Annotated in this window: 17 protein-coding genes; 8 read left to right on the forward strand and 9 right to left on the reverse strand. The window is 72.9% G+C overall.

All coding sequences use genetic code 11. The features are described 5' to 3' along the window. Nucleotides 1-53: 53 nt before the first annotated feature. From NIE79_RS03225 to pseB, 6 genes are read right to left on the reverse strand one after another with little or no spacing between them, the layout of a single operon-like run. Complete coding sequence (locus NIE79_RS03225; RefSeq protein WP_238677266.1) at nt 54-1,157, reverse strand: PseG/SpsG family protein; 1,104 nt, start codon at nt 1,155-1,157, stop codon at nt 54-56. Continuing rightward, nucleotides 1,154-1,915: a cytidylyltransferase domain-containing protein gene (locus tag NIE79_RS03230; protein WP_308193123.1), complete on the reverse strand. Its 762-nt coding sequence runs from the start codon at nt 1,913-1,915 to the stop codon at nt 1,154-1,156. Before NIE79_RS03230 ends, NIE79_RS03225 begins: the two co-directional genes overlap by 4 nt. After that, nucleotides 1,912-3,738 (reverse strand): class I SAM-dependent methyltransferase, encoded by a 1,827-nt coding sequence (locus tag NIE79_RS03235; RefSeq protein WP_238677113.1) that lies wholly within the window; start codon nt 3,736-3,738, stop codon nt 1,912-1,914. Before NIE79_RS03235 ends, NIE79_RS03230 begins: the two co-directional genes overlap by 4 nt. After that, entirely contained in the window at nt 3,728-4,576 is an 849-nt protein-coding gene (locus tag NIE79_RS03240) for a hypothetical protein (protein ID WP_238677114.1), read from the reverse strand. The genes NIE79_RS03235 and NIE79_RS03240 overlap by 11 nt, the downstream gene beginning before the upstream one ends. Nucleotides 4,577-4,586: 10 nt before the next feature. Further along, complete coding sequence (locus tag NIE79_RS03245) at nt 4,587-5,744, reverse strand: DegT/DnrJ/EryC1/StrS family aminotransferase (protein WP_238677115.1); 1,158 nt, start codon at nt 5,742-5,744, stop codon at nt 4,587-4,589. Beyond that, nucleotides 5,744-6,724 (reverse strand): UDP-N-acetylglucosamine 4,6-dehydratase (inverting), encoded by a 981-nt coding sequence (pseB, locus tag NIE79_RS03250; protein WP_238677116.1) that lies wholly within the window; start codon nt 6,722-6,724, stop codon nt 5,744-5,746. The genes NIE79_RS03245 and pseB overlap by 1 nt, the downstream gene beginning before the upstream one ends. Nucleotides 6,725-7,088: 364 nt before the next feature. On the opposite strand from pseB, the gene NIE79_RS03255 reads away from it, so the two are divergent. Continuing rightward, a complete protein-coding gene (locus tag NIE79_RS03255) occupies nt 7,089-8,825 on the forward strand; it encodes a hypothetical protein (RefSeq protein ID WP_238677117.1) in 1,737 nt (578 codons plus the stop codon). 102 nt (nt 8,826-8,927) lie between these two features. Here NIE79_RS03255 and NIE79_RS03260 read toward each other — a convergent pair whose 3' ends face one another. Next, nucleotides 8,928-9,464 carry a GNAT family N-acetyltransferase gene (locus NIE79_RS03260; protein ID WP_238677118.1) on the reverse strand — a complete coding sequence of 179 codons (537 nt, stop codon included), beginning with the start codon at nt 9,462-9,464 and terminating at the stop codon, nt 8,928-8,930. A gap of 73 nt (nt 9,465-9,537) precedes the next feature. Between NIE79_RS03260 and NIE79_RS03265 the strand changes: the two genes are divergently transcribed. Genes NIE79_RS03265 through NIE79_RS03280 form a run of 4 tightly spaced genes read left to right on the forward strand, consistent with a single transcriptional unit; the run spans nt 9,538 to nt 12,325 of the window. Further along, nucleotides 9,538-9,789, forward strand: coding sequence for an acyl carrier protein (locus NIE79_RS03265; RefSeq protein WP_238677119.1), 252 nt, complete (start codon nt 9,538-9,540; stop codon nt 9,787-9,789). Continuing rightward, a complete protein-coding gene (locus NIE79_RS03270) occupies nt 9,786-11,063 on the forward strand; it encodes an AMP-binding protein (protein ID WP_238677120.1) in 1,278 nt (425 codons plus the stop codon). The genes NIE79_RS03265 and NIE79_RS03270 overlap by 4 nt, the downstream gene beginning before the upstream one ends. Continuing rightward, a complete protein-coding gene (locus tag NIE79_RS03275; protein ID WP_238677121.1) occupies nt 11,056-11,811 on the forward strand; it encodes an SDR family NAD(P)-dependent oxidoreductase in 756 nt (251 codons plus the stop codon). Before NIE79_RS03270 ends, NIE79_RS03275 begins: the two co-directional genes overlap by 8 nt. A 22-nt stretch (nt 11,812-11,833) precedes the next feature. Further along, nucleotides 11,834-12,325, forward strand: a complete 492-nt coding sequence (locus NIE79_RS03280) for a hypothetical protein (RefSeq protein WP_238677122.1) — start codon at nt 11,834-11,836, stop codon at nt 12,323-12,325. 86 nt (nt 12,326-12,411) lie between these two features. On the opposite strand, the gene pseI is transcribed toward NIE79_RS03280, so the two are convergent. Together pseI and NIE79_RS03290 are read right to left on the reverse strand one after the other, a co-directional pair. Next, nucleotides 12,412-13,464, reverse strand: a complete 1,053-nt coding sequence (gene pseI / locus NIE79_RS03285) for a pseudaminic acid synthase (protein WP_238677123.1) — start codon at nt 13,462-13,464, stop codon at nt 12,412-12,414. Between the two features lie 139 nt (nt 13,465-13,603). After that, complete coding sequence (locus NIE79_RS03290) at nt 13,604-14,767, reverse strand: glycosyltransferase family 2 protein (RefSeq protein WP_238677124.1); 1,164 nt, start codon at nt 14,765-14,767, stop codon at nt 13,604-13,606. A 300-nt stretch (nt 14,768-15,067) separates the two neighbouring features. On the opposite strand from NIE79_RS03290, the gene NIE79_RS03295 reads away from it, so the two are divergent. The 3 genes from NIE79_RS03295 (at nt 15,068) to NIE79_RS03305 (ending at nt 17,721) form a co-directional block, all read left to right on the forward strand. Next, on the forward strand, nt 15,068-16,303 hold the full coding sequence (locus NIE79_RS03295; RefSeq protein ID WP_238677125.1) for an acyltransferase family protein: 1,236 nt from the start codon (nt 15,068-15,070) through the stop codon (nt 16,301-16,303). A 92-nt stretch (nt 16,304-16,395) separates the two neighbouring features. After that, nucleotides 16,396-16,818 (forward strand): hypothetical protein, encoded by a 423-nt coding sequence (locus NIE79_RS03300; protein WP_238677126.1) that lies wholly within the window; start codon nt 16,396-16,398, stop codon nt 16,816-16,818. 132 nt (nt 16,819-16,950) lie between these two features. Then, on the forward strand, nt 16,951-17,721 hold the full coding sequence (locus tag NIE79_RS03305) for a hypothetical protein (RefSeq protein WP_238677127.1): 771 nt from the start codon (nt 16,951-16,953) through the stop codon (nt 17,719-17,721). The last annotated feature ends 172 nt before the right edge of the window (nt 17,722-17,893 follow it).

The following is a 17,893-nucleotide window of genomic DNA, read 5'->3' on the forward strand; positions in this document are numbered from 1 at the left end:
AGCACTTTCGTACACCCGTGCTAGCCCTGAGTCGGGGTCGTGGCCGGCTGTGGTCAGCCGGGGACGGCGGCGGCGCGTACGGCGTCGAACACCGCGTCCACCACCCGGGCCCGGCCCTGCCCGTCGACTGTCGACCAGGCGCGCGCGGCGAGCGTCGCGCGCCGCTGCGGTGAGCTGAGCAGCCCGTGCAGGGTTCGTGCCGCCGCCGCGCGGGCGGCTCGTCCGGCGACGCCGCCGGCGGTCAGCTCGGGCAGCTCGCCGAGGCCGGCGGCCAGGCCGTGTCGCACCACCCGGGTGTACGACTCACGTTGGTTGTCGACCACGCAGACCAGTGCGCTGGGTGCGCCGAGGCAGCAGAGTTCCCAGGTGGACGTGCCGGCGGCGCTGACCACCAGATCGGCCTCGGCGATCAGAGCCGGCAGCGAGGTGGTGGGCGGGACCGGTCGGATGATCTGCCCCCGGCCGGGGGTGACGTCCTCGACCTCCGCCTCGATCTCGGGTCGCCCGACGATGACAGTGAGGTCCATCGGGTGACCGGTGGCCACGAGCACCCGGGTCAGGACCGGGGCCGCGCCGACCGCGTCGGTGCCGCCGAAGAAGGCCAGCACCCGGGGGCGGCTGACCGCCGTGGCGGACGGGGCGACCGGCGGCCGGGCGCTGGTCACTGTGTCGCGCAGCAGCGCGTACCCGCTCCCGGCGAGCAGCCGGCCGGGCAGTTCCGCCCCGGAGCCCAGCCCGGGCAGTTCCGCCCCGGCATCCGGCCCGGCCAGCTCCGCGCCGAAGTTCTGGTCGAGGTAGAGGTCCGCGACCTGGCCCCGGCTGTCTCCGTCGATGATGGCGAGGGTGTAGACACCGGCGGCGCGCAGGGCTCCGGCCCCGGCCGGGTCCAGCTCGTAGGAGTCGAGGACCAGCACGTCCAGATCGTGTCGGCGGGCCGCCTCGACCAGTTCGGCCGCCGAGTCCGGGCCGGGCAGCAGCGGGATGCCCCGCGCGGCCAGCTCCGCGGTGGCCCAGTCGAGCCGTTCGACGGTGCCGAACACTGTGACGTCGGCACCCCGGGCGAGGAACTCCTCGGCGAGCGCCAGGCAGCGGACGAGGTGGCCGACGCCGCGCCGTGGCCCGGCGTCGCAGCGCAACCCGACCCTCAGGGTGCTCAGGACTCCTCCAGGTGCTTCTGTCGTACGTCGGCGTTGAGCGCGCGCAGCCGGGGTTGACCGTCGAGCCAGTCGGCGAGCTTGGCCAGCGGCACGCTGACGTCACCGAAGTGGTCGACGATCGCGCTGACCAGCGCCCAGTCCTGCTCGGTGTCGAGGGTGAGCCGCAGCGCGGAGCGGTCCGGGGTGAGTGTCACTCCGAGCACCCGGAACAGTTCCGGATGGGTGTAGGCGTACGAGGTGACGTGCACCCGGTGGTGGTCGGTGGCGAGCCGGCCCAGGGTGCGCAGCGTCTCCGCTCGGATGATCTCGACGTCCAGCCCTCGGGGCAGGGTCCGGGCGATCGACGTGCTGGCGTAGTCCAGCCCGGGGACGGCCCGGTACACCGACGCGACCAGGGCGATGATCTCCGGGTCGAGCAGTGGGCAGTCGGCGGTGAACCGCATGACGGCGTCCCCGGGGTGCGCCGCGAGGGCGCCCACGAATCGGTCCAGCACGTCGTCGACCGGCCCGCGGTGGCACGGTACGTCGAGCCGGGCGCACTCGGCGGCGACCGCGTCGTCGACCGCGTCGGTGCTGGTCGCGACCACCAGGTCGGCCAGGACGCCGCTGTCGCGGGCGGCGCGTACGACCCGGCCCAGCACGGACCGTCCGGCGAGCGGGCGGAGCACCTTGCCGGGCAGCCGGGACGAACCCATGCGCGCCTGCACGATGCCGACGATCCGTGGCGCGGCGGCGTCCGTGGCGGCCCCGGCGGTCACTGCTGCTCCTCCTGCTTTTGGGCGAGCATCGCTGTGGCCCGGCGTTTGGCGGCGCGGGCACCCCGCTTGGCCAGCCGGGCCGGGGTGATGGCGAGCCGGCCCACCCGGTAGCTGATTGATCCGCTGAGCAGGCTGATCGTCGTCTCGGCCCGGCGTAGCGCCCGTTCCCGCGAGGTGAGCAACTCCTCGGTCCACGCGGTCAGCGCGGCCAACCGGGTGAGTTCCTCGCGCTGTCGCAGCCACGCCTCGCGGAGCTGCTGGTAGCTGTGCCCGCCGACCGGCGGGTCGGTCGGCGCGACGGCGTGCAGCTCGGTGGCGAGGCCGACCCGGCTGCCGGCGTCCAGCCCGTGCAGCGCGGCGGCGATGGCCGCCTCGACCTCCACCGCCTCGCTGACGGTCGCGCGGCCGAGGTCGTGGCCGGCGAGTCCGCCGAGCACCACGGTCAGGCCCGCGACGTCGAGAGTGGACGACCACGGGTGGGCGTACCCGCCGGTGAGCAGGCCCGCGGCGAAGCGCCACAGCCCGCGAGCGAGCACCACGTCGCCGGGCAGCGCGGTGGTGGCCCGCCAACTGCTGTCGAGCACCGCGTACCGCTCGCCGTCGACCACCACGTTGTCGGTGCCGGCCAGCGCCGCCGCGCCGGCGATCCGGCCGTCGGTGTCGGCCTGGTCGGTGAGCCAACCCGCGTACCCGTGCAGCAGCGCGCGCAGGGCGGCCAGGTCGCGGCGCAGGGCCGCGTCGAGCAGCAGGGTACGCAGCAGCCGGCCGGACGGAACCGGCCCGGACAGCGCGTCCGCGTCCCGGTACGCGGCCTCGCGACTGGCGAACGGTGCGACGGCCGACGTCGTCGCGTCGGTGGCCGGGATGAGCCCCCAGCGCCAACCGGAGGGGCCGTGCAGCACCTCCAGCACGCCGATCCCGGGGCGACCGGTCTGCACGAGGGCCACCGGCAGGTCCCGGTCGACTGTCGGAGTGGTCGGGTCCGTGGGGTCGGCGGGCCGGTGGGCGAGGGTCAGCCAGCCCGGTGCGAGGTCGGCGGCGCGCCCGGCGTGCAGCGCGTCCACCGCCAGCCGGGCCGGGTCCTGGAGCACTGTGGCGCTGGTGAAACCCCCGGCGCAGGCGCCGTGCAGCACCGCGTCGAACAGGCCGGAGCCGGCGTCCCGGTCGAGGTGGTCGGCGTCCAGCAGCGCCGTCGGGGTGCTGACATCGGGGTACGCGGCCCAGCACGCAACCGGCCGCAGCCCCGCCGCGCCGAGCCGCTCACGCAGCTGGTCCCGGTTGGCCGGGTGGGCCCGGTCCAACACGCCGCCGATCACCCAGGCGGAGTCGTCGCGGCGGGCGTACCAGGGGGTGGCGTCGACCAGCCGGTGCAGGCCCAGCGGGTTGTCCAGGCGCAGCAGCAACGCGCCACCCGGTCGCACCGCGGCGACGAGTCGTGCCAGCACACCGTCCCAGCCGAGGCGGGTGCCCTCCACCGACTCCACCGGGTCCAGCCCGGCAGCCGCGATCACCACGTCGTACGTCTCGTCGTCGGGCAGACCGGCCGGGCCGCCCACCACCACGCGGGTGGCCCGGTGCGCCAGCGCCACCGCGTCCGGGTGGCTGCGCAGCAGGCAGGTGACCTCGGCGTGGGCGAGCTGGTCGAGCAGCGCCGGGTCGTGTGGACCAGCCAGCAGGACCCGGGTGCCGGGCGGCACCAACCGGGCGGCCAGCGCGGCGAGCGGTCCACCGTTGGCCAGCCGTTCCTGCGGCAGGTCCGACCAGGCCAGCATCTCTCCGCCCGGCAGGGTGATCCGGTCGGCGGGTGCCGTCTCAGTCGTCACTGTCTTCCTCTTCCTCCTGGAGGTTCGCCCAACCGAGCAGCTCGCGGAGCTCGGCCGGCGTGCAGCGGTGGTCGGTGCCCAGTTCGGCGCGGGCGATCTCGACAGCTGTGGGCAGGTCGACAGTGGTGCCGTGCAGTTCAGGCCACTGTCGCCGGATCCGGGCGGTGCCGCCGAAGGTCGGGTCCTCGTTGGACAGGATCATCGGGTCGCCGTAGACCGCCGGCTCGCACCCCGCCGCGATGCCGTAGAAGATCGCGCTGGTCAGCCGGTTGGATGCTACCCGGCGGTGACGGCGCAGCTCGGTGAGTTGCCGGTCGAGGAACTCCGGATCGGTGTCCTTCCACCAGTGCCCGCGGTAGCCGTGGCAGATCACCCGGAACCCGGCGCGCTCGTAGAGCCGGCGCACGTTGCGCATCCGGTACTCGTGCCAGTAGAGGCAGACAGTGACCGGGCCGGGCTCGGTGTGCTGGATGAGGGCGATCAGTTTGCGGTGGTCGCCCTTGACGTGTTGGCCCTCCCAGCCGTGGAACGGGTACCAGATGGTGCCCTCCCGCTCCTCGGCCGGCGGTTCCTCGGGTCGCAGGGCCAGCAGGTAGCTGAACGGCGCGCCGATGACGACCACGTTGCGTCGCCCCACCGACCAGGCCCGGCGGCGGGTCTGCTCCGACCAGAGCAGGCTGGGGGTGCGGTCGGCGTACGGGTGGCCGGGGGCCAGGCCGTCACCGATGTTCCAGCCGTGCTGCACGTACCCGTTGATCCGGGGTGGGTGCCGGTCGCCGAGGCCGGCGTACCGGGCCAGCACGTGTGCGTGGCCGTAGAAGTGGTTGGCGTGGTGCATCAGGTTCCCATCAGGCGGCGGAACGCACCGAGCCGACCCGCAGCGCGGCGGTCAGCGCGTCGATGACGCGGTCCTGGTCGGCGTTGCTGAGCCCGGGGTAGAGCGGCAGCGACAGCTGCTGGGAGTAGAACGACTCGGCCACCGGGCAGGACCCGCGCCGGTAACCCAGGTCGGCGAAGGCCGGGTGCCAGTGCACCGGGATGTAGTTGACCTGGACGCCGATGCCGGCGGCGCGCATCCGGTCGTACACCTCGCGGCGACGCCCGTCGAGCACCCGGATCGGGTAGAGGTGCCAGGCCGGGTCGGCCCACGACCTGCGGTTCGGCAGCAGTACGCCGTCCACGTCGGCCAGCGCCTCGTCGTAGCGGGCGACCAGGGCGCTGCGGCGGGCCGTGAACTCGCCGAGTCGACGCAGTTGGCTGCGACCCAGGGCGCAGAGCACGTCCGGCAGCCGGTAGTTCAGCCCGAACTCGTGCACCTCCTGGTGCCAGCCGCCCTCGTCCGGGAAACGCAGGTCGTCGCGTTCGCGGACCACACCGACGCCACGGAACCGGCGGGCCCGCTTCAGGATCTCCGGGTCCAGCGCCGCGACGGCGCCGCCCTCGGCGGTGGTCAGGTTCTTCGTGGGGAAGAACGAGAACGTGGTCAGGTCGGCGAGCGAACCGACCGGCCGACCGTGGTACGTCCCGCCGATCGAGTGCGCCGCGTCGGCGAGCAGCAGCGCGTCGCTGCCCTCGACGGACTTGCGCAGCGCGTCGTAGTCGGCGGGGTGGCCGGCGTAGTCGACGGCGGCGACGACCTTCGTCCGCGAGGTGACCGCCGCGGCGGCCGCCGCCGGGTCGAGGCAGAACGTCTCGTCGTCGACGTCGGCGAACACGATCTTCGCGCCGAGGGCGACCGCGCTGCTGGCGGTCGCCACGAACGTCATCGGCGGGACGACCACCTCGTCGCCCGGCCCCACCCCGGCCGCCGCGTACGCCACGTGCAGCGCGGCGGTGCCGTTGGAGACGGCGGCGACACCGACTCCGCCGGTCCACCGGGCGAGGTCGGCCTCGAAGGCGTCGACCTGCGGACCGGTGGTGAGCCAGTCGCCGCGCAGCACTGCGGCGACGGCGGCGACGTCGTCCTCGCTGATCGACTGCCGACCGTACGGGAGCATCCCCGTCATCAGTTGATGCCGAGCATGTCGCGCAACTGCTCGACGGTGAGCCACTCGTCGTTGGTGTCCGACTGGTAGGCGAAGCCGTCCGGCACCGGGTCGCAGTCGACCGGGGCCTGGTAGCCCCAGGTGGCGATGGTCGGCTGGACGATGAACCGGCCGTCGGCGCGCAGCGTCCGCCGGCTGTCGTCGGGCGCGATCATCTCCTCGTGCAGCTTCTCGCCCGGTCGGATCCCGATCTCGTGGGTGGTGGCGTCCGGGGCCACGGCCTCAACCAGGTCGAGGATGCGCATGCTCGGGATACGCGGCACGAACAGCTCGCCGCCCTGCATCTGGTCGAACGAGTCCATGACGAACTGCACGGCCTGGTCCAGGGTGATCCAGAAGCGGGTCATCCGCTTGTCGGTGATCGGCAGGCTCTTGCCCTCGGCGGCCAGCCGGCGGAACAGCGGGACGACCGAGCCACGGCTGCCCACCACGTTGCCGTAGCGCACCACCGAGAACCGGGTGGGGTGCTGGGCGGCGTAGTGGTTGGCCGAGACGAACAGCTTGTCGCCGACCAGCTTCGTCGCGCCGTACAGGTTGATCGGGCTGGACGCCTTGTCGGTGGAGAGCGCGATGACCTTCTTGACGCCGGCCTCGATCGCCGCGTCGACGACGTGCTGTGAGCCGGTGATGTTGGTGGCGATGTACTCCGAGGGGTTGTACTCCGCGGTGTCCACCTGCTTCAGCGCGGCGGCGTGCACCACGTGGTCGACGCCGTGCATGGCCCGGGTGAGGCGGTGCCGGTCCCGGATGTCGCCGATGAACCAGCGCAGCCGCGGGTCGTCGCCGAGTTGCTGGCGCAGCTCGTACTGCTTGAGCTCGTCACGGGAGAACACCACCACGCGGGCGGGGTCGGCCTCGTTGAGGATGTGCCGGAGGAACGTCCTGCCGAAGGAACCAGTTCCCCCGGTGATCAGAATGGACGATCCATTCAACTCACTCAATGTGGTGCTCCCGTGTTCGTGGATGAACGAGCGGCCCTGGGCCGGCCGACCGGGGTGACACGCTAGCCATGGCGGGTTAACTCCTCGGCGCTCGCGGGTGAACCACAACCTGTGCTCCCGTGAATGCCGAACACCGTGTAGGCGAACACTTCCGACCGCCTCGGATGTGGGCTGACCTGGCCGGATCGGGCCGTTACAGTGACCGCGCGAACGACCCGTCGGCCCGGCGCGCAGCCGGGTCCCACGTTCACCCGACATCCACCCCGGCGCAGTTCGAGCGGGCCACCCCGGGCGTCACCGACGCCGGCCGGTGGGCCCGTCGGATCAGCGCGGCCCGGTCCGGCCGGCAATTCTGGAGGCGTTCATGGCACCCGGTAGTGACGTGATCGAACGGCCGGTGGTGGCGGCCGGGACGCCGAGCGGCCCGCCCGCCCGGCGTTGGCTGGTGCCGCTGCTGCTGGTCGTCGGTTGGGTGCTCAGCGTGGCCTGGCGGATGTGGTGGTCCCGGCACATCGTGCTGCCGATCGCCCACACCGACGAGGACAGCTACCTGAACACCGCCCGCGCGCTGGCCGGTGGTCCGGGGGGCTTCAGCAGCGAGAACGACCTGCTGCGCCGGGTCGGCTACCCGATGCTGATCTCGCCGGCGTTCCTCGGCGACCGGGACTTCACCGACAGCTACCGGCTCGTCCAGCTCATCAACGCGATGGTGAACTCGACGCTGTTGCCGCTGGCGTACCTGTTCGGTCGCCGTCTGTTCCAGCTGCGCCGCTCGTACGCGCTGCTCGCCGCGGTCGCGGCGGCGACAGTGCCGGCCACCGCCTTCTACTCGGGCGTCGCCATGATCGACGCGGTGATGGCGCCGCTCGTGGTCGCGTGGCTGCTCGCCGTGCACCGCTGGATCACCCGGCCCGGCCCGCTCGCCGCCGCCACCGTGGGGCTGCTGGTCGGCGGGTTCCACCTGCTGCACTCCCGCGGCCTGGTGATCGTGGGCGTGCACGCCGGGCTGGTCCTGTTGCTGTTCGTCCGCCGTCGGATCAGCCCGCCCGCGGTGCTCGCGGCGCTGCTGCCGGTGCTCGCCATGGCGCTCGTCAACGAGGCCGCCATCCGTCACCTCGGCGGCAAGGTCTACCTGCTCGGCAGCACCCCCGGCGGCAGCATGGTCGAGGCGGTCGCCTCCGCCCAGGGCGTGGCCCGGGTGAGTGCCGCGGTCACCACCCAGCTCTGGTACCTCGTGGTGATCACGTTCGGAATGGCGGGGGTGGCCTGGGCCGGCGCCGTGCGCGAGCTGTGGCGCCCTAGGCACGGCGACGCGGCCCGCTGGACGCTGGGCGTGGCGCTGGTGGTGACAGTCGGGGTGGCCGGCGGCGCGTCGGTGATCCTGTCCGGCATCACCGGCAAGCCGCTGGACGCGATCTACGGCCGCTACGTGCAGATGCTGGCGCCGTTCTGGCTGCTGGTCGGGCTGGGGGTGCTGTTCACCGCCGGGTGGCGGGCGGTGCTGCGCCGGGCTGCGGTCGCTGTGGCGCTGCTGGTCGGCGGTGGCGCGCTGGTCGCCGCCCGACTCGCGTACGTGGCCAGCCAGGGCCACCGGTTGCGCTACGGCGGGTTCAGCGCACCGGACCTGGCGGCGTTGACCGGGGGCTGGCGGGAGCTGCGACCGGTGGTCGGGTCGCTGGTCGGCATCGCCGCCTGCGTGCTGCTCGTCGCCGCGGTCCGGGTGCCCCGCCTGCGGCTGCCCCTCCTCGGCGCCGTCGTGGTGGTCAACCTCGTCACCATGCAGATGATCGACCAGCGGATCGTGCGACCGACCGCCGCGAGCACCGCGCCGACGCCCCGGGTGGCCGACGTCGGCGTACGCCCCGGCGAACGGGTGTGGGCCTCGACCGGCGTGCACTACGTTCTCCGGTTCAACCTCAGCCACCAGGTGACCTGGGGCGACGTCCGGTGGTTCGGCGACAAGCAGCCGCCGGCCGTGGCGCAGGTCGTGTTCGCCCGCTGGGCGCCCGGGCAGGCCGACGACTGGAACGGCACGGCGTACGGCTTCGTCCGGCTCGGCGGCAACCCGGAGCAGCATTGGGCCGCCTGGCGGCGGGCCTGACCCACCGCGCCCCGGTGGACACCGCTATTCGTGAACGGCGGATGTCCACCGGGAGCACGCCCGGTTAATGGTTTCCGTCCATTACGGAATAGCGTCCGACAATCAGCGCTGGCGGCGGTCCGCCCGAGCCAGGGAAATCGGGATGACGGTGATTTCCCGGCCGTCGGACAGCTCCTGTCGCGGGGTACCCTCGACGAATCGGAAACGTCGGTTCATCTGTCGTACGACGGTATTGTGACCGAGCACCTCGCCGTCGAGTCGGTCCAGGTGCAGCCCGTCGAAGGCGTACTCGACGGCCTCCCGCATGACCCCCAGCCAGGCCGGCAGTGTCTCGCCCCGCCCGTCCAGCCCGTCGGCGTCGAGATAGAACCCCCACGCGCCGGTGCGAGGGCCGTCCAGCCGCAGGTCGAAGAAGGTGACGACGCCGCAGGGCTTGTCGTCGCGGACGTACACCAGCACCCGCCGGGACCTGTCGTCGCGGACCGCCGACCACCACCGGGCGTGCTCCTCGGCGGTGATCTCGTGACTGGTCTTGCTGACCTGTCGATTGGTTTCCTGATTACGCCAGGACAACATCAGGTGAACGTCGTCCGTCGTCGCTTCGCGCAGCACGTGCGTCTCGCTTTCCTGGCCGTTCACGTCGGGTTCCGGCACCTTACCCGGGCCTACCGGGAAATCAGATACGCATTCGTTGGGTTGTAGACTGCGGCGCATGAACGAATTGAGTCGCGCGCAGATCCGCGACCTCATGGCTCAGGTGCTGAAGAATCAGGACAAGGAGCTGCCCGCCGACGACGCGGCGCAGTTGCGGGAGATCGGCTTCCGGTCGCTCGACTTCTCTGAGCTGGCCCTGCGGGTGGAGGACGAGACGGGGGAGGAGCTCAACTTCGACGCCCCCGGGCTGCGTCGCATCGCCACCGTCGGGGACGTCCTCGACTTCCTCGTCGACCTTCAACACCAGTGACCGTCGCGACGTCGCACCAACCCACCCCCGCTGACCCGGAGCCGGCCGGTGCCGACAACTGGCTTGTCGTCGGTGGCACCGCGCTGACCTGGCGTTCGCTGCCGACTCCCACCCTGCCCGACCCGGCGGCGGTGCTCGCCCACTCGGCGGTGCACGCGCTCACCGCGGCGCGGCAGCACGCCGTGCACGGCACCGAGCTGCTGCTCAGCACCGAGAGTCGGGTCGACGCGGTGATGCGCGCCGAGCTGCTGGAGGCCGGGTTCACCGTCAGCGTCCTCGACGACGACGGCGTGCACCCGAGCGCACCGGCCCGGCCGCGAACCGCCGAGCCGGGCCGGCTCTGGCTGCTGACCTCGGGCTCCACCGGGCGTCCGAAGCGGGTCGGGCACACCCTCGACACGCTGACCACAGTGCGGGCCGACCAGCCCGACCGGACCTGGCTCTGCCCGTACGCCCCGGGCACGTACGCCTGGTGGCAGGTCGTCACCCTGTCGCTGACCCAGCCCGGCCAGCACCTGGTGGTGGTCGAGCCCGACGAGTTGGACGACTGGCCCACTGTCGCGGCCGCCCACGGGGTGGACGCGGCCTCCGGCACCCCGACCTTCTGGCGGCGCACCCTCTACCGCGACGCCGAAGCGCTGGCCCGGGTGCCGCTGCGCCAGATAACCCTCGGCGGCGAACCGGTGGACCAGGCGATCCTGGACCAGCTGCGGGAGGTCTTCCCGACGGCCCGGATCTCCTGGATCTACGCGTCCTCCGAGGTGGGGGCGTCCATTGTGGTCCACGACGGGCGGGCCGGTTTCCCGGTCGACTGGCTGGACCGGGAGACCCCGGGCCGACCGACGCTCTCCGTCCGCGACGACGAACTGGTGGTCACCTCCCCGTACCACGGGGCCGGTCTGGCCGGCCCGATCCGTACCGGGGATCGGGTGCAGGTGCTCGACGGCCGGGTGCTGATCACCGGCCGACTGGACTCCGACGAGATCAACGTCGGTGGCAGCAAGGTCTCCGCAGGCGTCGTTCGCGGCGTGCTCACCGGTCACCCGGCGGTGGCCTGGGCCCGGGTGACCGGCCGCCGGGCCCCGGTGCTCGGGCGGATGGTGGTCGCGGAGGTGGTCCTCGCCGCCGACCCGTCCGCCGCCGACACCGGTGTACCGGACGAGGCCGCGCTGGTCCGCTGGTGCGCCGACCGGCTTCCCGAGCACGCGGTGCCGCGCCGCATTCGCGTCCTGACCGACATTCCCGTCAAGGAGACTCTGAAGAGCGATGTCTGAGCCCGCCGACACCCAGCTCGTCCCGCCCAGCTCCGTGGTCCTCGTCTCCGGCGGTTCCCGTGGCCTGGGCCTGGCCATCGTCACCGACCTGCTCGACGCGGGCGTACGCGTGGCCGCGTTCGCCCGCACCATCACCCCGGAGTTGGAGAAGCTCGCCGCCGAGCACCCCGACCGGGTGCACGTCGGCTCGGTGGACGTCACCGATCTGCGCGCCGCGCAGAGCTTCGTCCGCGAGGTGGAGCAGCGCCTCGGCCCGATCGACGGCATCGTCAACAACGCCGCCATGGGGCAGGACTCCCTGCACGCGCACACCGCCACCGACGACATCGCCCGGATCATCGAGACCAACCTGACGGCTCCGCTCCAGCTGACCCGGCTGGTGATCCGCCGGATGCTGGCCAAGGGGCTGCGCGGCCGGATCGTCAACATCACCTCGATCTGTGGGCAGCGCGGGTTCCCCGGCCTCGTCGCGTACTCGGCCACCAAGGGCGGCATGGACGCCGCCACCCGGTCGCTCGCCCGCGAACTGGGCGGCCGGATGCTGGTCAACTCGGTCGCGCCCGGCTTCTTCGCCTCGGAGATGTCCGCAGTGCTCGGCCCGACCCAGCTCGACCAGATCGTGCGCCGCACCCCGACCGGTCACCTGACCGAGCCGGAGGAGGTCACCCCTGTCGTGCGGATGCTGCTGCGGGAACACACCAACATCAACGGCCAGGTCATCGTGGTGGACGGTGCCGCCGCCATCTGACCTGCGGCCGGGTCTCCTCCCGGTGCGACCAGCGCGGCGGGTCGGCCCCACCGGGCCTGCCCTGCCGTCGGGGGTGGGCGGCGCCGCTGTGCCGCGTCCGGTGCCAGGGCTGCTCGCCGCCGCCGAGCGGCATCTGCGCATCGGGTCGGCGGCTGCGATGGCCGACGCTGTCACCCGCAGTCACCTCGACGATGGACGGTGCGTTGGCTGGTACGGCCCACCGGCGCCCGGCTGGCGGGTGGCCGTCGACGCGGAGCGCGCCGACGCCCCGGTGCCCCCGGCGCTGGCCCGCCGGTTCGGCGCTGGTGACTTCTGGGCACGGTGGACCCGGGCCGAGTGCTGCTGCAAGCTGGCCGACGTGCCGATCGCGACCTGGTGGCGGAGTCACGGCCTGGGTACGCCGGCGGCCGGCGCCGCGCTGTGGCGAACCCTGCGCCTGGCCGACCTGGTGGTAACCGTCGGCTTCGCCCCGACCCTCCTACCCCGCCCCACCCAGCGATCTTGCACTTTCTGACGCCGAATCGCGGCTTACACGCCTTTGGCCGGGACAGTAACTGCAAGATCGCCGAGGTGGGGTGGGGTGGGGTGGGGTGGGGGCGCTTAGATCAGGTTCCAGGTTAGGGGGGTGCCTCGGGGGACGTCGGTGGCGAAGGTGCGGCCCAGGACCCGGTCGATCTCCACGGGTGCCAGGCCGCCGGCCGGCCGGATCGAGCGGACGTTGTGCGCGGTCACCGGGTCGCCAGCCTGGACGTCCTCGACCACGAAGAGCGAGCGGCGGAACCGCAGCCCCTCCCGCTCGGCGGGGGTCGGTCCGACAGCGGTGCCGCCCATTGCCTCGTACGCACGGGCCGACTCGGCGACCAGGGCCGTGAGCTCCGCCGGGTTCAGGGAGAAGCCCGAGTCCACGCCGCCGTCGGCCCGGTCCAGCGTCACGTGCTTCTCGATGAAGCAGGCGCCGAGCGCCACCGAGGCGACAGCCACCCCGATGCCGGGCGTGTGGTCGGAGAGCCCGACCGGCACGTCGAACGCGCCGGCCAGCACCGGCAACCGGCGCAGGTTGCTGTCGGCCGGCGGCGCCGGGTAGGACGCGGTGCAGGCCAGCAGGACGATGCCCGCCGCGCCGCCGTCCCGGGCGGTGCGCACTGCGGCGTCGATCTCGGCGACCGTCGCCATTCCGGTGGAGATGACCATCGGCTTGCCGGTGCTGGCCACCAGTCGGATCAGCGGCAGGTCGACCAGCTCCGACGAGGCGATCTTGTACGCGGGCGCGTCCAGCGACTCCAGCAGCTCCACGGCGGTCGCGTCGAACGGTGACGAGAAGACTGTCAGGCCACGCTCGCGGGCCCGCTCGAAGATCGGGGCGTGCCACTCGTACGGGGTGTGCGCGCGTTCGTAAAGGCGGTACAGGTTCTCCCCGCCCCACAGCTCGTGCCCGCTGGAGATCCGGAACGCCGGGGTGTCGACGTCGATGGTGATGGTGTCCGGCCGGTACGTCTGGAGCTTGAGCGCGTGCGCCCCGCTCGCGGCCACCGCGTCGACGATGGCCAGCGCCCGGTTCAGATCGCCGTTGTGGTTGCCGGACATCTCGGCGACCACGAACGGTCGCTCCCCGGCACCGACCGCGTGCGGTCCGATCTTGATTGTCGCCGTCATTCCGACCTCTGCTCAGGTACGTCCGCACCGGGGTGCGGTGGTGCTGTCGTCGTCCACCCGGCGGGCGGACGACCTGGGAAATCAGGGCGCCGGGAGCCGCCCCGGCTCCCGGCGTGCTCTGCGGATGCGGTGGGGTCGATCACGGCAGCCGGCCGACGGTCAGCGCGTCGCGCCGCTCCGGCGCGAGCCCACAGTCGCGCGTCGACCCGGTGCTCGCCCCTCGCCCCGGGTCCTCGTCGGCGGTGAGCGGACCGCCGTCGGCGCCGCCCACCGGGCCGGGCCGACGCAGGCGACCAGCGACCCGGTGGGCCTGGCGCAGCGCCGAGTACGCCAACCAGTCACCCCGCCCGACGAGGCGGTGCTTGAGCCCTGTCACGCCCGGGGGCAGCGGGTAGCCGCCGGTGGGCAGGTACCGACGGTAGTGCGCGGCGGCCCGGTGGAAGAAGTCGCGCCGCAGGTGTGGGTGCAGCCGGCCGTCGTTGCCCACCACCACCAGGTAGTGGCTGATCATCAGCTCGAACAGCTCGGCCTGCAACCGCTCGTCCGGGTGCTTCTGGGTGACCCAGTCCATCAGCCGCTCGTACTGGGCGAAGGCGTCGAAGTGCCGGCCGCTGCGGGTGGAGGTGATAGCGCCCTGGCGGCCCTGCCGGTACAGGTAGCAGACCCGGTCCAGCACGGAGATCTTCTCGGCCCCGATCAGCAGGGGGTGGCTGAACGGGATGTCCTCGTACCAGCCGGGGAAGAACCGCAGCTCCAGCTCGTCCATGAAGTCCCGGCGGACCACCTTGTTCCAGGCGGTGTGCTGCACCCGCAGCAGGTGCGGCTGGTCGGCCAGCCGGGTCACGCCGGTGATGCCGCGCAGCAGCGGGCTGCTCGCGTCGACCTCCCGCCGGCCGTCCTCGTGCACCCGCAGGTGGTCGAGCATCAGCACGTCGGGCTGGTGCTGGCGCAGCCGGTCCAGCACCGCCGCGATCGTGCCCGGCGGCAACCAGTCGTCGCTGTCGACGAACCAGACGTACCGGCCGGTGGCCACGTCGAGCCCGGCGTTGCGGGCCAGCCCCAGACCCACGTTGCTGCTCAGGTGCACGACCCGCACGCCGTCGCGGCTGAGGGCGTACGAGCGCAGCATGTCGCCGCAGCCGTCCGGGGAGGCGTCGTCGACGGCGATCAGCTCGACCGCGTCCGACTCGCCCGCCGGGATGTCGGCCCGGATCGACTCGAGGCACTGGTACAGGTACGCCTCGACGCCGTACACGGGCACGACGATGCTCAGCAGCGGTGCGTGCGTCGGCTCATTGACCACGTCCGCCACCTTCGACGACCCGGGTGGCCGGCCCCGGAACCTGACGTTGCCGCCGATGGTGGACTCTCTGAACTCCCGCCCAGCGGCAGGTTAACGCCGGGCCGGTGGGCGGTATCCCGGCCGGGGAAACGCGTGCTGGTGGGGCGGGTGGGATGCGTCCGGTTCACCCGGGAGTGACCCGGTAGGGTGCCTCGGTGCGGCCCTGTCGGGTCGTCGTGGGCGTCGCCGTCGCGCCGTCCGACGCCGCGCCGAGGAGGCTACGACAGTGCTGGTGACCCTGCCGAGCGCCGGGATCCCGGCATGACGAGCGTCGCCGCGACGACGGCCGCCCGACCCGCAACCGCCCCGCCCCGGCTGCCCTCGCTGACCGGGCTGCGGTGGATCGCCGCTCTGCTGGTCTTCGGCTTTCACGCCGGCACCATGCGGATCATCGCCGAGCCGGACTACAAGGCAGTGGTCGACGAGCTGTTCACCCTGGGCCTCTCCGGGGTGCAGTTCTTCTTCATCCTCAGCGGGTTCGTGCTGGTCTGGTCGGCCCGCGAGGGGGACTCCCGGCGTACCTTCTGGCGGCGGCGGATCGCCAAGATCTACCCGAACCACCTGGTGCTGTTCGCGGCGACGCTGGGGGTCGCCTGGTATTTCGCCGACCCGGTCCTGCCGGCGGCGGCGTTGGAGAACCTGCTGCTGTTGCAGGCGTGGGACCCCCGGCCGGGCTGGTTCTACAGCATCAACACGGTCAGCTGGTCGCTGTCGTGCGAGTTCTTCTTCTACCTCTGTCTGCCGCTGGCGCTGCCGCTGCTGCGCCGGGCCCGACCGAAGGTGCTCTGGGCGCTGATCGTCGCGCTGCCGCTGCTGATCCTCGCGCTCTGGCCGGCGCAGGAGTTGGTGCCCGAGGTGAGCCGCTGGTGGTTCACCCAGATCTTCCCGCCCGTACGGTCGCTGGAGTTCTGGTTGGGCGCGGTGGCGGCCGAGTTGATGCGCCGCGGGCTCTGGCGCGGTCCCAATCTGAGCGTGGCCAGCGGGATCTTCCTGGTCACCTGGGTGGTGGCCGCGCAGTGGATCCGCGCCGAGCTGTGGACCACACTGCTCGCTGTCGCGTACCTGTTGGTGATCACCGCTGCCGCGGACGCGGACGTGCGGGGGCGGCGCTCGCCGTGGCGGTCCCGGCCGCTGGTCTGGCTCGGTGAGGTCTCGTTCGCCTTCTATCTGGTGCACGTGCTGGTGATGACGAGCGTGCTGCGCTGGAGCGGCACCTGGGGGATCGGCTTCGCGGGCTGGCGTGGCCCGGCCGTGGTGTTCGGCTTCCTGGCGGTGACCCTGATCCTCGCCGGGCTGTTGCACCGCTTCGTCGAAACCCCGATGATGCGCCGGCTCGCGCCGCGCCGTGCGGCCCGTCCGGCACCCGTTCCCCGACAACGCACGGCCGGCGACGACGACGCGCGAGACCCCGCAAGCAGCGCCCGCGGCGCTGTCGACGGACCTGCCGGCGAGGTCGGTCAGACCGGCGGTCGATCAACGTACGTCGACCTGCGCTGACAGCGTCCACCCTGGTCAAAGGGGTCGGCGCGGCGTGATTCGACACGCCCGTGGTCGGTGCGCCCGGATCGGCGCGACGGTAGCGTGGAGACGTGCTTCCGGTCGCGTTCACCTGTCCGCTGTGGTGGGTGGCGCGCTGGGCGACTCGTGTGCTGACCAGCCTCGCCGTCGTCGCGGCCCTGGCGCTCGGCGCAGGCCCGGCCACGGCCGCCTCGTCGACGTCCGGCCCGGTGCCACCGTCGAGCGCGGTGCCGGCCTCGGTCACCGCCGGGTCGCTGGCGGCCCCCTGCCGGCTCGCCGGGCCACCCGCTGCGGCCCGCCCGGCCCCGGCGATACCGCCGGAGGCCACCGAGGAGTCGGTCCCGACCTGGTCGGTCGACACGCCGGTGGCGCTCCCCGGCGACCAGGGCACCATCGGGTCCGGCGTGTTGCCGGTCCGCGCGGCCGAATCTGACCGGCTGCCCCTCGGCGACGGTCCGAGCGGTCGGGCTTCCCGGGCCCCACCCGGGCGCTGAGCCACCGGGACGACCGTCCCGTCACCGCGCCCTGTCGACCCACCGCTCCCGGACCCGCCGACCCGTGGCCCACAGTGGCCCGCTGGTCGGCGCGGCTCCCCATCGCACTGCTCTCTCCCCGAGGTGCCGACCATGGAGACCGTCGTCTTCTACCAGTTCGTGACCGAGGTGCCGCAGGCCGCCGCCATCTGGTCGACGCTGTTCCTGCTGACCCTGGGCCTGCTCACCGTGCTGGCCGCCCGCCCCGAACGGGACCGGCCCACCGACGACCCGCTCCCGGCCGGGCCCACTCCTCGGGAGTTGGCCGCCGCCCAGGCCGTCGACCTGCGCCGCTACGCCGAGGAGGTGGCCGTCGCCGCGGCCGGCGCGGCCACCACCGCCAAGCGGTGGCGCGCCGCCTGGCTGACCGCTCAGGAGCAGCTGGAGCGGGCCTGGACCGGGTACGACGAGGCGGACACCGCCGCGCGTCGCTTCGCGGGCGCCGGGGCGCTGCCCACCCCGCAGACCCCGCACACCCCCGCCGAGTACGCCGCCCGGGAGCGCTATCTGCACCGAGCGGCGATGGCGGCGTACTGGAGGGGCGACCTGACCATGGCGCAGCTCGGCGACGTGTTCGGGCACCGGCGCGGCTGGGATCCCCGGCGCCACCCGGTCGAGCAGGAGGTGCTGATCAGCCGGGTGATCCGGGATGCGCGGCTGGCCGACTACCAGGTGGCGGCCGACCGCGAGCGGGCCGCCTGGCGCGACGCGGAGTTGGCAGCCGAGTCGGCTCGTGCCCTCGCCGAGGAGGCGTACGCGGCGGCGGCCCGGCTCCGCCCCACTCCGGTGCCCGCGCGTCGGACGGTGGCCGGTGCGTTGCGCCCCGCCGTCGTGGCACTGTGGCGCCCGGCCCGGGTGGGTTGAGCCCAATCCGTGATGTGAGGCCGGTCACCCCATTGCGAAATCGGACGTGCGGCGCGATCGACAGCATTGTTCCCGCGATTGCGGTCGCGTTCTTTGCAGCCTGTCCGGTTGTCGCCCGTAGGCGTCGCCGTAACCGGTTGTCCCATCGAGTCACATCATCGGCAATACGCGC

The organism is Micromonospora trifolii, from assembly GCF_022229005.1.
GTDB lineage: Bacteria > Actinomycetota > Actinomycetes > Mycobacteriales > Micromonosporaceae > Micromonospora > Micromonospora trifolii.